Origin of the sequence: Rhodococcus sp. ACPA4 (assembly GCF_002300185.1) — a bacterium.
Taxonomy (GTDB): domain Bacteria; phylum Actinomycetota; class Actinomycetes; order Mycobacteriales; family Mycobacteriaceae; genus Rhodococcus_F; species Rhodococcus_F globerula.
The window spans coordinates 726,149-742,225 of the sequence record NZ_NSDY01000002.1 but is presented as its reverse complement, the minus strand read 5'-3'; the positions used below and the strand labels follow the sequence as shown (position 1 = coordinate 742,225).

At 60.9% G+C, this 16,077-nt stretch carries 16 protein-coding genes and 3 pseudogenes; 7 read left to right on the top strand and 12 right to left on the bottom strand.

Annotation, left to right across the window (positions count from 1 at the left end; genetic code table 11):
- Positions 1–185: 185 nt before the first annotated feature.
- The 3 genes from CJ178_RS26700 to pdxH are packed head-to-tail and all read right to left on the bottom strand — an operon-like array spanning position 186 to position 3,149.
- Positions 186–1,133, bottom strand: coding sequence for an aldose 1-epimerase family protein (locus CJ178_RS26700; protein ID WP_095888382.1), 948 nt, complete (start codon positions 1,131–1,133; stop codon positions 186–188).
- 40 nt (positions 1,134–1,173) lie between these two features.
- The gene (locus CJ178_RS26695) at positions 1,174–2,439 is read right to left on the bottom strand and encodes an MFS transporter (protein ID WP_033234105.1); all 1,266 of its coding nucleotides are present in this window, start codon (positions 2,437–2,439) and stop codon (positions 1,174–1,176) included.
- Complete coding sequence (gene pdxH, locus CJ178_RS26690) at positions 2,436–3,149, bottom strand: pyridoxamine 5'-phosphate oxidase (protein WP_045069790.1); 714 nt, start codon at positions 3,147–3,149, stop codon at positions 2,436–2,438. Before pdxH ends, CJ178_RS26695 begins: the two co-directional genes overlap by 4 nt.
- A gap of 245 nt (positions 3,150–3,394) precedes the next feature.
- Between pdxH and CJ178_RS26685 the strand changes: the two genes are divergently transcribed.
- Positions 3,395–4,522: a citrate synthase 2 gene (locus CJ178_RS26685; RefSeq protein WP_033234104.1), complete on the top strand. Its 1,128-nt coding sequence runs from the start codon at positions 3,395–3,397 to the stop codon at positions 4,520–4,522.
- A gap of 330 nt (positions 4,523–4,852) precedes the next feature.
- On the opposite strand, the gene CJ178_RS26680 is transcribed toward CJ178_RS26685, so the two are convergent.
- The 7 genes from CJ178_RS26680 to CJ178_RS26650 all read right to left on the bottom strand — a co-directional run bounded on the left by CJ178_RS26680 (position 4,853) and on the right by CJ178_RS26650 (position 10,737).
- Entirely contained in the window at positions 4,853–5,731 is an 879-nt protein-coding gene (locus CJ178_RS26680) for a substrate-binding periplasmic protein (protein ID WP_095888381.1), read from the bottom strand.
- Between the two features lie 22 nt (positions 5,732–5,753).
- Positions 5,754–6,482, bottom strand: coding sequence for an amino acid ABC transporter permease (locus CJ178_RS26675; protein ID WP_143547540.1), 729 nt, complete (start codon positions 6,480–6,482; stop codon positions 5,754–5,756).
- An 11-nt stretch (positions 6,483–6,493) separates the two neighbouring features.
- Positions 6,494–7,117, bottom strand: a complete 624-nt coding sequence (locus CJ178_RS26670) for an amino acid ABC transporter permease (protein ID WP_095888379.1) — start codon at positions 7,115–7,117, stop codon at positions 6,494–6,496.
- 8 nt (positions 7,118–7,125) lie between these two features.
- The gene (locus tag CJ178_RS26665; protein ID WP_095888378.1) at positions 7,126–7,980 is read right to left on the bottom strand and encodes an amino acid ABC transporter ATP-binding protein; all 855 of its coding nucleotides are present in this window, start codon (positions 7,978–7,980) and stop codon (positions 7,126–7,128) included.
- 76 nt (positions 7,981–8,056) lie between these two features.
- A complete protein-coding gene (locus tag CJ178_RS26660) occupies positions 8,057–9,211 on the bottom strand; it encodes an NAD(P)/FAD-dependent oxidoreductase (protein ID WP_095888377.1) in 1,155 nt (384 codons plus the stop codon).
- Between the two features lie 5 nt (positions 9,212–9,216).
- Entirely contained in the window at positions 9,217–9,633 is a 417-nt protein-coding gene (locus tag CJ178_RS26655) for a Rid family hydrolase (protein WP_095888376.1), read from the bottom strand.
- Between the two features lie 78 nt (positions 9,634–9,711).
- Complete coding sequence (locus CJ178_RS26650; protein ID WP_179300849.1) at positions 9,712–10,737, bottom strand: aminotransferase class V-fold PLP-dependent enzyme; 1,026 nt, start codon at positions 10,735–10,737, stop codon at positions 9,712–9,714.
- Positions 10,738–11,205: 468 nt separating this feature from the next.
- On the opposite strand from CJ178_RS26650, the pseudogene CJ178_RS33750 reads away from it, so the two are divergent.
- The 4 genes and pseudogenes from CJ178_RS33750 to CJ178_RS26640 form a co-directional block, all read left to right on the top strand.
- Positions 11,206–11,280 (top strand): annotated as a pseudogene (locus tag CJ178_RS33750) (GntR family transcriptional regulator); the annotation flags it as partial.
- A gap of 207 nt (positions 11,281–11,487) precedes the next feature.
- Positions 11,488–11,913 (top strand): FadR/GntR family transcriptional regulator, encoded by a 426-nt coding sequence (locus CJ178_RS33395; protein WP_257013453.1) that lies wholly within the window; start codon positions 11,488–11,490, stop codon positions 11,911–11,913.
- 204 nt (positions 11,914–12,117) lie between these two features.
- Positions 12,118–12,306 (top strand): annotated as a pseudogene (locus CJ178_RS33390) (IS21 family transposase); the annotation flags it as partial.
- A pseudogene (locus CJ178_RS26640) lies at positions 12,298–12,710 on the top strand (ATP-binding protein); the annotation flags it as partial. The pseudogenes CJ178_RS33390 and CJ178_RS26640, both read left to right, overlap by 9 nt.
- A 69-nt stretch (positions 12,711–12,779) precedes the next feature.
- Here the strand turns inward: CJ178_RS26640 and CJ178_RS32900 are convergent.
- Positions 12,780–12,920: a hypothetical protein gene (locus CJ178_RS32900; protein WP_179300848.1), complete on the bottom strand. Its 141-nt coding sequence runs from the start codon at positions 12,918–12,920 to the stop codon at positions 12,780–12,782.
- Between the two features lie 628 nt (positions 12,921–13,548).
- Positions 13,549–14,313: an SDR family NAD(P)-dependent oxidoreductase gene (locus CJ178_RS26635; protein ID WP_233366147.1), complete on the bottom strand. Its 765-nt coding sequence runs from the start codon at positions 14,311–14,313 to the stop codon at positions 13,549–13,551.
- A 527-nt stretch (positions 14,314–14,840) separates the two neighbouring features.
- On the opposite strand from CJ178_RS26635, the gene CJ178_RS26625 reads away from it, so the two are divergent.
- Together CJ178_RS26625 and CJ178_RS26620 are read left to right on the top strand one after the other, a co-directional pair.
- On the top strand, positions 14,841–15,311 hold the full coding sequence (locus CJ178_RS26625; protein ID WP_045069022.1) for a nuclear transport factor 2 family protein: 471 nt from the start codon (positions 14,841–14,843) through the stop codon (positions 15,309–15,311).
- On the top strand, positions 15,308–15,820 hold the full coding sequence (locus CJ178_RS26620; protein WP_045069020.1) for a VOC family protein: 513 nt from the start codon (positions 15,308–15,310) through the stop codon (positions 15,818–15,820). Before CJ178_RS26625 ends, CJ178_RS26620 begins: the two co-directional genes overlap by 4 nt.
- Positions 15,821–16,077 lie beyond the last annotated feature (257 nt).

Below are 16,077 nucleotides of genomic sequence, written 5' to 3'. Positions count from 1 at the left end.
TCCTTCTCGCGCAACGCCTCACAGATCCAGCCCCACCGCGCAAAATGTGCCGCCGAATCGAACGGTGTTCGGCAAATCGCGACTATCGAGACTTCGCAGCCGTTTGTTACAGCCTCCCACTATCTGGGATACGGATCACAGTACCCAGCGCTGGATCCCAAGATCACAGAGCACGATCCTCCGGATCAAAGTGCACGGATCCCCCACACGCCGGACCACGTTTCGCCTGGGCCGAGAATCAACATGTCGATTCCCGAGTTGAAGGCGTCCGGTGGGCATGTCATCGGTTCGAGCGCCAGAGCACGACCGCGGTCGGGATAGCCCTTACCGTTTGCGGGATCCGCGATGAAGGCCTGAATCCACGGAAACTCGCGCGTCGTCCACAGTGCGGTCCCGGTCCCGTCCGGCGCAAGCAATTCGTGCTGTGTGCGGCCACTACCGTCGACCACGTCCAATGCACTGAACGGCGTGTCCAGCTGCACACCTTCGAGTGGGCGCGGGGTCCGGAAATCGAAATCCGTGCCCTCGACGGCCTGCGAATACGCGTTCGGCAGCATCCGCTCCGGATCGATCGGCAATCGTGTTCCCGCTGCCAGGTGCAGTGAGCACTCGTCGAGTGGGACATCACCGACGCGGATGAACGGGTGCGTGCCAAGTCCGAAGGGCGACGGAGTGGCGCCCTTGTTGGTCGCGGTGTGGGTGACCGTCAATCCTGTTTCGTCCACTGCGTAGACGATCGACAGCGCAAGCGGATACGGCCAGCCCTTGTGCAGGCCGACGTCCACCGACAGTTCGACGCGATCGAAGGTGTGATCGACGAGGTTCCAATTGCGACGACGCACAAACCCGTGGCTGGCGTTGTTCAGGACCGGTTCGGTGATCTCGAGTTGATGCTCGATACCGTCGAACATGAAGTGCCCGTCCCGAATCCGATTGGGCCATGGCGCCAGGACCAAACCGGCCGACAGCGGCGGCTTCGATCCGAGTTCCCAGGTTTCGGTGAGCGCACGTTTGCCGGACGGCCCCTCGTGATCAAGCAATCGCAAACCTGCACCGGCTGCCGCGATTTCGGCGCGATAACCTCCACCACGGATCTCGAAGCCGCCCTTGCCCGTGCTGTGCGGTTGCGTCATGGAATCAGTTTCCCCCACAAACCGCCCACATACTAGGACGTCAGACGGCGCGTCCCACCCTGTAAGCGACGAATGTCGGGAACATGATCGCCGACACGACAACGCCGATTACCACCAAAACGCCGCCGCCTGCCGCCGCCACCCCCGTTCCGAACAGGAAGGCAGCAGCGCCGTGCACCACGTCGCCGATACGCGGACCACCCGCCACAACCACGATGAAGACACCTTGCAGTCGACCACGCATGTCGTCCGTCGCGACCTGCTGGAGCATCGTGCTGCGGAACGCCGCTGAAATCATGTCGACGGCGCCACCGACCGCGAGGAACGCGACCGCCACCCAGAGCAGAAGCACGCTGGATCCGGGACTGGCGTAGTACACGGCCACACCGAAACCGACCATCGACAGTCCCCACAACGCGATGCAGATCAAGACAGCACGCCCCTGGTACTCCACCCGCGGTAGCCAGCCCGAGAACACGCCGCCCAGAACGGCTCCCGCCGACATCGCGGCGAACAACAGTCCGAGGGCAAAGCCGCCGGTGACGGGATCACCGAACGATTCGTGCGCGATTTCCGGGAACAGTGCCCGCGACATCCCGAACACCATCGCGATGATGTCGACGACAAACGAAGCGAGCAGCACCTTCTGCGTGGCCAGATAGGCAAAGCCGCCAAGGACCTCGCTCAGACCGGCCCGTCGCGACGTGCCTGTCGGCGGAATCGCCGGCAACTTCCACACCGCCCACAGTGTGGCGAGCAGGAAGATCGAGTCGAGCAGGTACAGCAATTGCAGCCCAGCAGTCGGAATGAGCACTCCGGCAAGCATCGGACCAGCGATCGCGCCGAACTGCACAACCGTCATGTTCAGCGAGTTCGCAGCAGGCAGCTGCCTACCCGGTATCAACCTCGGAATGATCGCCGCGCGTGTCGGCTGATTGACCGCAAAAAACGCTTGCTGCACGGAGAAAAGCACAAGCACGAGCCACACGTTGTTCACACCGAGCGCCGCCTGTATCCACAGCAGCACCGACGTGACGCCGAGTCCGATCGACGTGATCATCAGGAGCCGTCGCCGATCCATCACGTCGGCGAGGGCACCGCCCCACAACCCGAAAACGATCAGCGGGACGAGACCGAAGATTCCGGTCAGACCGACATAGGCCGAACTGCGCGTGATCTCGTACACCTGTTGCGGAACAGCCACAACACTGAGCTGGGCGCCGATAACGGTGACGATGCCGGCGGTCCACAGGCGGCGGTAGTCGAGATTTTCGAGCGGAGTCGTGTCCGCGAGAACCCGCCTCACGGTTGGAGACGAACTGCGGACCACTGACCGTCGACGACGGTGGTGCGGACCCGATTGTGCATACGGTTGGCGCGGCCCTGCCAGAACTCGACGGACTCCGGCCGGATCAGAATCCCGCCCCAGTGCGGCGGCACGGGAATCTCTCCGTCGATGCCGAAGCGTGCGGCCACCTCACGGAGTTGTTCGTCCAAGACGGCGCGTGATTCGACGGGCTGCGACTGATGGGACGCCCACGCTCCGAGCTGCGATCCTCGCGGACGGGTTCGCCAATACTCCTGCGTCACTTGCGGACTCACATGCTCGACTGCACCTCGAACAGTGACCTGGCGAGCCAGGGTCAGCCAGGTGAAATTGGCCGACGCATACGGATGGGCGTCGAGTTGCCTGGCCTTGTCCGAACCGTAATTGGTGAAGAAGAGGACCCCCTCCTCGGAGAGCCCCTTGCACAACACGGTCCGCGACGCGGGGTGACCGTCCTCGCCGAGAGTCGAAAGCGTCATCGCATTCGGTTCCGGCGCATCCGCCTCGACGGCATCCAACAGCCACTGACGCATCAGCGGCAACCAACCGTCGGCAACCTGACTCACGTCCAACTCGACGCGCATCCGATCGTGCACGGCCTCCGATTCACTGCCTGGTTGCGGGTACCCCACACGCATCGCAGCGAGTTCACTGTTCACCACCACCGGGTCCTGACGTTCCTTCGACACAGCCCAGAACGCTACTCCCGGGTACCAACCGGCCACCGACTACTCGGGACGCGCTAAAGTTTGCCGTGGCTAGACCCGATCCGAACCGCGAGCCGCACCAGCGACAGCAGCCGAATCGGGACCAGACGATTGCGCAGTACGAAACACGGTGCGTGCTCATCCCTGCGAGCACCGAGGCGCAGTCACGGAAGCTGAGGCAGTGCGACTGAAGACCTGGCGCACTCGAACGAGGAGAGTCCACGAGAATGGCAGCGAGCGCAGCAATACCGGACGATTTTGTGAGCGGACTCGAAGGCGTCGTAGCCTTCACCAGCGATATCGCCGAACCTGACAAGGACGGCGGCGCACTGCGTTACCGCGGCGTCGACATCGAAGACCTGGTCGGCCAGAAGGTGACCTTCGGCAACGTCTGGGCACTGCTCGTCGACGGCCGTTTCGGCCCCGGCCTGCCGCCGGCCGAGCCGTTCCCCCTCCCCATCCACACCGGTGACGTCCGTGTCGACGTCCAGGCCGGACTTGCGATGCTGGCCCCCATCTGGGGTTACGAGCCGCTCCTCGACATCGACGACGACACCGCTCGCGATCAGCTCGCCCGCGCGTCCGTCATGGCCCTGTCTTACGTCGCGCAGTCCGCTCGCGGCATCTACCAGCCGGCAGTTCCGCAGAAGCGCATCGACGAGGCCAAGACGGTCACCGAACGCTTCATGGTCCGATGGAAGGGTGAGCCCGATCCCGCGCACGTCGAGGCAATCGACGCGTACTGGGTTTCGGCAGCCGAGCACGGCATGAACGCGTCCACCTTTACGGCCCGCGTCATCGCGTCCACCGGCGCCGACGTCGCCGCTTCACTGTCCGGCGCCATCGGCGCGATGTCCGGCCCGCTGCACGGCGGCGCACCGGCCCGCGTGCTCCCGATGATCGAAGAGACCGAGAAGACCGGCGACGCCCGCGCACTGGTCAAGGGAATCCTCGACCGCAAGGAAAAGCTGATGGGCTTCGGGCACCGCGTCTACCGCGCCGAAGATCCCCGCGCCCGCGTGCTCCGCGCTACCGCGAAGCGCCTCAATGCTCCCCGCTACGAAGCTGCCGCAGCTCTCGAGCAGGCAGCGCTGGCAGAACTGCGTGAGCGTCGTCCCGATCGCGCGATCGAGACCAACGTCGAGTTCTGGGCTGCCGTCATCCTGGACTTCGCCGAGGTTCCCGCGCACATGATGCCTGCCATGTTCACGTGTGGCCGCACCGCTGGTTGGTGTGCGCACATCCTCGAGCAGAAGCGCCTCGGCAAACTGGTTCGCCCGGCAGCCATCTACACCGGCCCGGCACCGCGTACTCCCGAGTCCGTCGAGGGCTGGGATCAGATCAGCCACTCGTAAGTTTCTCCGCAGCACAATTCAACCGGCCGGGTACCTCGCTACGAGGTACCCGGCCGGTTGAATTATGTCGAGTTGCTGCCTAGGACAATGAACGTCCATCCTTCACGGCCGGAATCTGCTGGAACAGAACGTTGTTCCACGTCCGTGGTCGCCATGTAGATCGGCAACGAACACGGGAGTTACCCGTGGTGCCGCCCCTCATCGGCGGCCTCTGCGACCCCAGAATTCGCCGACTTTCTTCGCTCGGCGTCCGCTCCCCGGAGGTGTCGGGCACGTCCTTGACTAAGACCACGAGTTTCATGCCCCCCTCATTCCGATGCCGGCGAACACTCAGAATTCCCCGGTCGCATTTCCCTCGGTGAGTCCCCAGCGGAGCAAGATCGACGTAAGGGCGCCTGATTCCCGCAGGCCTGAGACGTACTGGTTGAGTGCCGCCCCGAGCTGGGTGTTCGACTTCGTGAACGGCAGATTGACGAGCGTCATCTTGGTCAACTCTTCAAACTTCGGATCAGATTTTTGAAGGTGGAGGTCCGTTTTCACATCGAGTCCGTTCGCTGCAGCGGCCTGCGCCAACTGTGTACTGTCGCCATAGGCTGCTTGGATACGACCAACCACCATGTCTTGTACGGCGGCATCGACGGTCTGATAGGAGCTGACATTGTCTTTGCCGAACTCCGCTTCAAGTTTTTCCTGGTACAGCGAGCCACCTTCGACTCCAATCTTTACGCCATCCATCTCGGCGATTGTCGATATCCCTTTGTTCGAGAGAATCGCAGGGGGATTGAAGACGGTCGGCTCGTCAAGCTGGCCGATGGTTTCTCCGCGTTCTTCCGTGATGCCCCAGCCTCCCGCGCCGATATCCATCTTCCCTCCGCTCATCGCGGCGACCGCAGCCGCGCCGGTGACACGGTTGAATTTCAGCGGAAGGCACGCAGCGTCGGCGAAACCCTCGAGAATGTCGACTTCGAGCCCCTCTGCGTCACTCGAGTTGGGGTCGATGTTGATCATCGGAGGATTGTTGACAGCCGCGACGGAAATGACACCGTCCCGCACCGTCGGGAATGTCCATTCAGGCGTGCAGTCGGCCCGAACCGCCGGTGCTGCTGATGCGCACGCCGACACTGCCGCGATCAGACCAGCACTCAAGACGCCTGCAACGGCTTTGCGCGATATCCGATGCCTGCGGGTGCGGGAAGTTGGGTCAGTCATGAGATGGTCCTTTCCTAAGGTGCTACGAAACGGTGTGTGATCTGAGGGAAGCTTCCGGCGGCGCTTTCGGAGTTCCAGGCAGCACAGGCAGTTGCCCGCCAACCGGAGACCCTCGTCTCCTCGACTTGCGCCCGCGTGTACTGGTTATCCGGCCGATCAGGCTTTCGAGTAACAGGCTGACGATCAAATACATGGCTGCGCCAACGAGAAGGTAACGGCCGACAGTGAATTCGACGACACCATCTGTGTACGCAACGGACATGAGTTCAGGAACGCCGACGCTGTAAGCGACGCTTGTTCCCTGAAACACCAGGATGAGAAATCCCACGAGCGGTGCGAGCGCGATCCGCAGTGCTTGTCTCCCGGTGACAAACCAGAGCGTTTGTATCGTTCCCAGTCCGACCGCACGTGCGGCTTCTGTTTGACCAGCCGGAATGGCGACGAGCGACGACCGAAATGTCTCTGCTGTGTACGAAGCAGTCGTATAAGTGAGCGCGACTACCACTGCCAGAAACGGCGGAAGGACGAATCCGACCTTCGGCAAGCCGAACGCGACGAAGTACACCACAACCAGCGCGGGGAAGCCGCGCCCGATTTCCGTGATGACCCAGAGCACTCCTCCGGCCCACCTCGGCAGGAGATACATTCCGAACCCCAGGACGGCTCCCAGCGGAAAGCCGATGATCGCGATGAAAAACGTCAGCTGCAGGCTCACCCACAGAGCTGGGAGCATTGCTTCGATGATTTGCATGTTCACACTCCCTAAACCGTTGCTCTGGCCGGCCGGCTGCCGAACCGCGACGTGACGCCCACGACGGAACTCAGCACCAGATAGATCGAACCGACGATGAGATAAACGACCATGCCGTCGCCGCTCATCTGAACGGCGGACGCAGCGTAGTTCGTGAGTTCGACGACGCCGATGAGCGAGGCGAGTGACGACTCCTTCAGAACGCTGATCACGATCGAACTCGCGTTCCCGATCATCAGGCGCACAGAGCTCGGGATGACGATGAGCCGCATGGCCTGCACCTTGCTCAGGCCGAGAGCGGTCGCGGCTTCCGAGACTCCGCCCGCTACAGATTCGATGGAGCTCCGATAGACCTCCGCCATATATGCGGTGTACACCAGCCCCAACGCCACGATTGCCGCAAGGGTCGGGGTCATGCCGTTCACGGCAATGCCGAAGTACAACAGGAACATCCACGACAATGGAGGGACGCCTCGCAACACACGGATGTACACGATCGCCACCCAGCGCAAGACTCGTCTCCGCGACATTCTGAAGTACGCGACGAGTACGGCTAGTACGAGCGCGATTCCGAGCGATACGCTCCAGACCAGCAGGGTTTGGATCAGCGCCCTTATGATGCCTTCGATCGTCATCTGGCCACCTACCCGGTCACAGCATTCAGGAAGCGGCGGGTGCGTTCGTGCTGAGGTTCGCTGAGGACCTCGTGCACCGAACCCTCTTCGACCACACCTCCGTCGGCCAGAAACGCAACCTTCGTAGCGACTTTCCTGACGAAATCGAGTTCGTGGGTCACGAGCACCATCGTCACGCCGCTCTCTGCCAGCTCCGAAACCACCGACCGCACTTCGATGCGCAGCTCCGGGTCGATGGCCGAGGTGGGCTCGTCAAGGAGAAGGACTTTCGGATCGAGTGCGAGTGCGCGGGCGATCGCGACGCGCTGTTGCATGCCTCCTGAGAGTTCGGAAGGCATTCGGCGCATCGCGTCCTTCAGTCCGACTCGCGTCAGCAGGTCCACCGCTCGAGCCTCTGCCTCGGCGCGGCTACGCTTGAGCCCCCGTACTTGGGCGAGCACCACGTTTTCGAGCGCATTCATATTCGGGAAGAGATTGAAGTGCTGAAACACCATCCCCAGGGACCTGCGAAGCACAATGAGCTCACGCGCGTTCAACAGCGTCCGCTCTTTGAAGAGCGTTTGGCCGGCAAGCTGAACTTCGCCCGAGGAAGGGACCTCGAGTAGGTTCATGCACCTCAGAAGGGTGCTCTTGCCGGTTCCACTCGGACCGATGAGTCCAAGAATTTCGCCCCGGCTCACCGAGAGGGTTACATCCGAGAACAGGGTCCGTTCTCCGAAGGCCTTTCCCACTCCGTGAACAGAGAGCGAATTGCGTCGAAGTTGAACTTCCGCTTCACTGAGCCCCGCGGCATCTCGGAGCGTTCCGACACCGATATCGATACTCAGGGTGTCGGCTGCAATGGGGGTGTTCTGTTGACTCATTGTGCATATCTCCTTCGATATGGCTCGTTCACGGCAGCCGACGGGTAAATGACGGACCCCACACGGCTCGGGATTCTCAGATCACCATCTGCTCGCGTATTCCGGCTGCGCCATCAGCAAAGCGATCGGGGCGCATGCTCACCGGGACCGTCGAGTTGTCACCGTTGATCACTGCTTCTGCGACGACTCGTCCCACTGCGGGCGCGAGCATCATTCCGCGCCCGTTCATGCCGCAGGCCAGAACGAGCCCCGGCAACCCGCCGATTGCGCCCAGAAGCAACTGCTGATCCGGTGTGACGTCGTAGGTGCCTGTCACCATGACCGGAAACCGCACGAACGAGAGCGTCTCGACCAATCGGCTTCCCTTGGCAACCACTTTCGCCCGCATTGCGGCTTCAGTCGTATCAGCGCCCTCGTCGAGCGGGGACAAGTCAGATGCGAGAACGCTGCCGTCTGCCAGATGTTTCACCGCGAAGTGCTCGTCCGTGAACACCACGAGCGGCTCGATTAGACGGTCTCCGATCGGGTTACTGTAAAAAATGTGTCGCGGTTCAGCGGTCAGCGGGATATCGACGCCGAGTGTCGCGAGCAACGTGGCGCTCTTCACTCCGGCCGCGATGACTACTTTTGGAACGGAGACAGTCTCTCCAGATGCCAAATGCAGCTTCCATTCGTCAGAGACTCTCTCAATGCGCTCAACTGCCGCGATGAGCACTTCCGCTCCGGCCCGAACTGCGCCGTCAGCAAAGCCGGCCACCGGTGCGCCAGGACTGTTCAAATACCCGTCAGAACCGTTGAAGGACCCGCCAAGGATCTGATCAACGGCAAGACCCGGAATCATCTCCCCGAGCTCTTCGGGCGTCAGCATTTTTGCGTCGACCCCTTGCGCACGTTGTGAATCAACCGTCGCGCGCAACGCTTCAAGCGTCTCCGGCTTCGATGCGACGAATGCATACCCGCAGTGGACGAGCTCAGGATCCTTTGACGCGCCGGTTCTTTCTACGAAATCCTCGTAGAAATCCTGCGCCTCCGTTGCGAGCGTGAACGTGTCCGGATTCGCCCACTGTGTACGAACACCACCCGGCTGAATCGCGGTCATGCCGGATCCCACGCCGACACTGTCCAACACGAGCACTCGGACGCCTTGCCGGCTGAGATGCCAGGCCGTCGACATGCCGGTCACTCCAGCACCGATAATGGCAACTTCTGGTCGAATCCCTGTGGTGGTCATGTGCGTTACTCCTTGTCAATGCTGAGTGAGGTGTCGCCGAGGCCGCATTCGACCTCGACCTCGATGAGCGCACCTGGAGGGATGAGCCGATGCACGTAAAGCGTGGTGTTGGCTGGTCGCGCAAGTGCAAATACCTCGCTGTGTGCCCGGGATGCCTCCTCCCAGGAGGCCTCTGGCGCCAGGTAGAGCCGCGTGATCAGCGTCCGTTCTGCGCTTCCTCCGAGTTGTGCAGCGGAGGAGAGCGCAGCTTCAATTGCCATCCGAGTTTGTGTGTACGTGTCAATGTCGCCGAGGTTGGTTCCATCCGGCGCTGAGGGAGCCGTGCCACTGACGATCACGCGGTCTCCGCTGCGCACCGCGCGACAGTAGCCGGCGAAATCCTCGAACATGCTTCCAGTTGCGTATCGCTCAATGTTTGCCATGGTTTTTCCCTGTTCAGCCGAAACTTGTTGCGTCGCTCGGAAATACCCGATCGACGCCGGTCAATAGCTCACCCTCTCTCACGCCAATCCCTCTCCCTGTACCGAGCGCAACGCGTCACTCAACTTCTCGATGTCGCGGCTCGCGGAGTAGGCGTGGAGCGACAACCGGAGCCGCTGTCCCCGCGGCGAGGTGCCAATCCCCCGAGCTGCAAGCTGTGCAGCGATCGCATCGGGATCATTCGCGAGAACCGCGACTTCCGGGCCACGAAGCGCGGGGTCCGAGGGGTAGTCGATGCGGAATCCGAGCTGGGAGAGCTCATCAGCGAGCTGCTCTCGCAGTTCTACGATGTGGCTCCAGCTCTCTGCGGGGTCAATCTGACTGATCATCTCGAACCCCGCGATCCCGGCGTAGGCCGAGGGAATCGGATACGTGCCAGTTTCGAAGCGGCGTGCATTCCTCGGGTAGTCGACTCGTTCAGCGTCGAAGCCGAACGGGTTTACGCGACCAAACCAGCCAGTGAGTTGAGCATCTCGTTCGACAACGTCGCATTCACGCACGTAGAGCATCGCAATTCCAGGAAGCCCGAGCAGGTACTTGAGGTTCCCCGTGACGAGAAAGTCGCATGCGAGATCCTTCGCAGAGAATGGGACGACTCCCGCGCCTTGATAGGCATCGACGAATACCAATGCACCTACCGAGTGTGCGTGGGCGATGACCTTCTCGATTTCCGGCCGCGTACCGTTTATGTAACTGACCAGCGGTATGGACACCAGTTTCGTACGTTCGGTAATCAGCGGTATCCAGCTTTCGGCATGAAGTGCGGCTTCGACCCCTGCCACGTTCACGACGTCAATCGGTTCGCGCTGAGCCCGCCACACGTTCCCCACCGAGGGGAATTCGAGATCAGAAGTCACCAACTGATTTCTGTCTGAATCCCAATTCAACGAAGACACCGCTTGGAAGGCCCCTTCGGAGGCACACGACAGCACAGCGACATTCTCGCTATCGACGCCAAGGTGCCGCCCAGCGAGCCGACGATAGTCTTCAACCTTCCGCACCCACAGGCCCCACGGCGCTGGCTCACTTAGCAGGCCGGCAGTCATACGCTGCATCGTATGCGCGAGGTGGTCCGATAGAGCACCCTGGCTGCAACTTGCAAAATGCGGGGATTCCTCGAGCGCAGGGAACTGCGCACGGAACTGCTCCGGCGATAGCGGGGAGCTAACGGGACTCAGCATGAATACTCTCCTCAGACGTCTCGATGCGGTCGCCCGGGAATCTCGGAGCGGGTCCATGTCGACCCTCGGCGCGACCAATGCTCGCCATTCGCGTTGTTGATGACACCAACGTCTCCTTTGGACTGGATGGTGATCACCGCCACACAATCCGGCGCGCGGTTGCTATTAAGTCACCAACTATGGTTCGTGTCAAGGACCATAATTGGCATTGTGTATGATCCAGACAAATACGGAGGTTGAGCCATCGCTGACAGCACCATCCGCAGTCATGCGCCCCAAGCCGGCGCATCGGCGCTCGTGCACCATTTCGCACGCGCGATCAGTCAGGGTGAAATGCGCCCCGGCGATCGCTTCCCCTCAGAACGTGCGCTTTCCGAACGCTTCGGGCTGAGCCGGCAGTCGGTGCGGAAAGCGATTCGGACACTCGCGGACGCCGACGTCGTCACGATCACTTCGGGTCAGGGCGCAGGGAGCGGCACCCACGTCCGATCGAGCATCGTGCCAGTTGACCTGATAGCTCCGAACCGCGAGCTTCCGAACTTCAGCGACGTTGCGCGAGTGCTCGAAGCTCGGCGTCTCTTCGAGCCCCCAGTCGCCCTTTTCGCAAGCATCCGGATGGATGAGCGCGACTACGATGCCATCCACGACGTTCTTGCCATGCAACGAAGCGCCAACAATCTCGAGAGCATTCGAAGCCTGGACATTCGTTTTCACCTCGCCATCGCCAACGCGACGCACAATAGTGTGATCTACCAGCAGATGGAGAGCCTCATGCAGGAACTGGAGATCGCTCGGCACGTGATCCCGGTGCAATCCCCCGAGAACGAGATCCAACAGACGCTCGAAATCCATACGGAAACGCTCGCAGCCATCAGCTCTGGCGACCCCAACCGGATTGCCGAGACGATGTCCGTCCACTTGAGCATGATGGAGGATGCGTGGGAACGCGCGAGCGGGCGCAAGCTCTCCGGCTACTCGCGGCAACTTCGATTCACCTTGGGTGCCGACACCTCGACCTCGGCATGGCCCTCGTCTTCGTAATGGGGATGCCCTCCCATACATAGTGTGCGACTGCGCGGTCCCGAGGCTCGAAGCTACATTCATGTCACACATATAGAAATCGCCGTAGATGTCACTCCGGGACGTTGATGGCATTGTCCTCGACGAATGACAGAGCTATCGACAGCACGTGAACACTGATCAAGGTGCAGCACTTCGATATTGACCCCTGACCGCCGATCCTGCCTGATGGGCGTTTCCCGCAACACGGTCCGCTCGGCGCTGGCTGCCGACGGACCACCGAAATATCAACGCGCCAAATCTGGTTCGATCGTCTACGTCGCCGAACCCCGCATTCGGGAGTTGCTCCACGAGTTTCCGACAATGCCCACAACGGTGATTGCAGAACTCATCGACTGGGACCGCTCAATCCGCGCCTGCCAGGGCGGGCATTGTTCGTTTGTTCTACTGCAGCTCAATGGGTTTCACACCTTGCGATGCCCACCATGCAGGACGATTGGAAGCGGAATTGATCAAGCTCGGGCGGCACCCGCTGCTCGTCGTCGACGAGGTCGGTTTCACCCCGTTCGAAGCGGAGGCAGCGAACTGGGGGTACCTCCCTGCACGAAGTGCTTGGGGGCGCCTTCCAATTGGTCTCGAGCCGGTACGGACGGGCCAGGTTGATCATCACGTCGAACAAACCGTTCAGCAGATGGGGCGAGGCATTCGGCGACGACGTCGTGGCCGCGGCGATGATCGACAGACTGTCCCATCACGCAGATGTCATTTCCCTCAAAAGCGACAGCGCCTCGAGGATCGTGATCTCAGCCGTCCGATGACCGATCAGACCACCGGGACCTGATCGCATCAACGCATGCAGGGGCCAATTTTCAAATGCCGGAAAGGGATCAAAATTCAGGTTCTGGCCCACTTTCCGTGACAGCTCTGGCTCCGATGTCGAGGCGATTGTCGGCGCTGGCGTAGCGCACGGAGTTGACGGTGAGCGCCGACACGGCGTCGGAGTGACTCAGCGTGCTTTTCGAGTACATCTGGCTACTCCCTGAAGAAGGATACCTAGATTCGGTGTTCAACTTTCGGGGTCCAGTCCACTGTTGCGTGACTACTTCCCGAAGGGGACGGACCTCGCCATCCACTCGCCGGAGCATCTGCTGGCCGTCGAGAACGAACTGAACAGCCGTCACAGGGCCGCCCTCCAAGACCGTTGTCCGACAGAGCTGTTCACGGCTCTACTAGAGTCACAGAATCCATCGGTGTTGCCACGACGTGAGCTGCCCAAGCAAGATCGCCGTCAGGAGAACTCCGTAGAAGCAGTTCGCGGACCGAGCTGATCGGCTACTACAGCTGCGTCGCGCTTGATGCCGTATTGTCCGCAGCGCGCTCGGGTCTCTCCCTGGTGCGTCATGTCAATGCGCTTTCAAGCTGGGTTAGAACTGTCCGTATTGGCCGACCGTGGTCGAGACCGCCAGCCAATACGTCGCCGTATCAGTAACTTCAACTGCCGGGAACTGTCCGGCGTGCGCACACGGATGTGGGCGATAGACCGACGCGGGAGAGCTCATGTTCGCGGTGGGTGAAGTCGGCAGGCATCCGCGGCGAGCGGGTGCACATGATGTTGTTGGGCATGGGCGGATTTCGGCTGGTTATCAGCCGATGTGTTTAGCGTCCAAATACCGTTCCACCGTTAAGATGAATAACCTGCCCGTTGACCAGGCCCCCTGCCTCGCTGCAAAGCCAGAGGATCGCTGCACCGACATCGGCGCCACGACCGAGCCTGCCGATCGGAATCTGACGGATCATCCTCTCCAGCGCAGGGTCGTCAACATCACCGAGGCCCTCCATCATCCCCAACGCCAACGCATTCGCGGTTACTCCGCGCGAACCACACTCGACACTGAGGTGTCGAATCAACGCTTCCGAACCTGCTTTGGCGGCACCGTACGCCGAGACCCCGATGGAAAGACCTCGCGTTGATGCACCCGAGGATATCTGAATGATGCGGCCCCACTCGTTCGCGAGTTGACCAGGGAGTACCGCCTGGACGACTCGCATCATCGCAGACAGGTTGAGGTCGATCTGCCGCTGCCAATCCGCCTCCGGCATGTCGACAAATTGATTCGGGCGTGCGCCAATGTCAGGGATGCCCGCATTGTGAACAAGAATATCGACGGAGGCCCCGTCGTCGGCCAGCGCAGTTATCGCCTGCTCCACTGCGGCGGCGTCTGTCACGTCAAACACCGACGAAAATGCCGATCCTCCGCTGGCGATGATGGCATCGGCGACCGACTGAGCCCTGTCGGCGTGTAAATCGTTCACTATGACTGTTGCTCCGCAGGCTCCGAGAACACGGGCGATACCTTCTCCTACCCCTCGGCCCGAACCGGTCACCAAAGCAGTGCGCCCATCGAGTCGAAATTGCTCCACACTCAGGTCCATAATGTCCTCTCGGTCGGGTCAGCTGATTACGACATACTCGTCCCGCAACTGAACGACCAGACGCGCCATCTCGAAGAACGAGATATCGCATCAGGGACTCGCATCAACATGTGCGCCTGCACTGCGTCTGCCCAAACGGGTTAAACCCGTGGCAACGGTCCCGATGGGCCTTGACCCGCGCCCCACGTGCGGGTCAACGCCCCTCAGCCCTGCTCCATCTCGATAGTCGAGATGCACCGACTCTCCAGCCACAGCCTTTGGCTTACTGATTCGAGTACGGCTCACTGCCACACGACAAAGAGGGACCTTCATGGACGAATTCGAAGGCAAAGTTGCACTGATCGCCGGAGCCACACGAGACCAAGGGCGGCCTCACGCAGTGTCTTTTGCCGAAGAGGTGCCGACATCATCATTGTCGATCGGTGCGAAAACCGTGAGACCGTCACGTACCCGATGGCAACAGTCGAGGACCTCGACTGACACCATCAACCCTGCACCAGAGAGCTGGCTGGAAATTGAGTAACTCCGCCACTGAGATAACGAACCTCTTGTACCGATACGCCGAGAACATCGACCGGGGTCGACTCGAAGAAGCCGCGGCGCTATTCCGGCACGCGACCATACGTACCCGTAGCGGCGACGCACTCGACGAGTCCGGCCTGCTGAACCTGTGGCGTACCAACATAAAGATCCATGCCGACGGTACGCCGCGCACCAAACATGTCATCACCAATCCCATCCTCGAGATCGACGACGAGGCCGGGCGTGCGACGTGCCGTTCCTATTACACTGTGCTGCAAGCAACTTCGGCACTGCCGCTGCAGGTAGTCGCCGCCGGGCGGTACCACGACGAGTTCGAGCGCACAGGCGGGATATGGCGTTTCACGTCCCGCGACTACTCGCTGCTCGATTTGGTCGGCGATTTCAGCGGCCATCTCATGACCGCACCGGCAAACCCGGAAGGGCACGAAGGTGGCTCGCTATGACACAAAACAAGGCGATCGAACCGTTCATGCAAATTGGGTATCTCGTGTCGAACCTGGACGAAGCGGTACACGCCTGGTTCGAAGAGAGCGGTGTCGGACCATGGCAGATCTATCGCAACCTCGACATGGCAGGCAACCATCGCGGTCAAGATATCGACATCGTCATCAACGCGGCCTTCGCGTACTCGGGAAGCACTCAGGTCGAGTTGATCGAGGTACTCAGCGAAGGTCCCTCGCCCTACCACAATGCCGACGGTACGAAATTTATCGGCTTGCATCATGTTGCGCGATTGACCGACGACTTGGATGCGGAGTTGGCCCAAGCCACCGAGCGTGGATTGTCCGTGGTTTTCACCGGGGCTACGTCATCCACGAGCGTGGCCTACATCGAGTCCGCGGCTATGCCGGGCACGATCATCGAGTACATCAAGAATCCGAGCATGCCGGCGATGCTGGCCGAGGGCGTGGAGTTCACTCGAAACTGGAATGGCCTCAATCTGATTCGCTGAATGTAGGAACACTTCCCCTGGACGACGGTTCTCATTTATTGGGAGCGCGATGCTCTCTGCGTGTCAACGGCATCTGAAAATTCAGATGCCGTTGACATTCCAGATCGCATAGCAAAGGAACAAGTTTTCGCCATCCGGCTTGTACTCGAGCTTTTGTTTCATGCGTGGTGGGGTCTCATTTTGCGGACCCACGAAGCGTTTCGACACTCGCCGCAGCACCTCGACCGTCCACTACGACACCGCAGCCGTCTAAACTA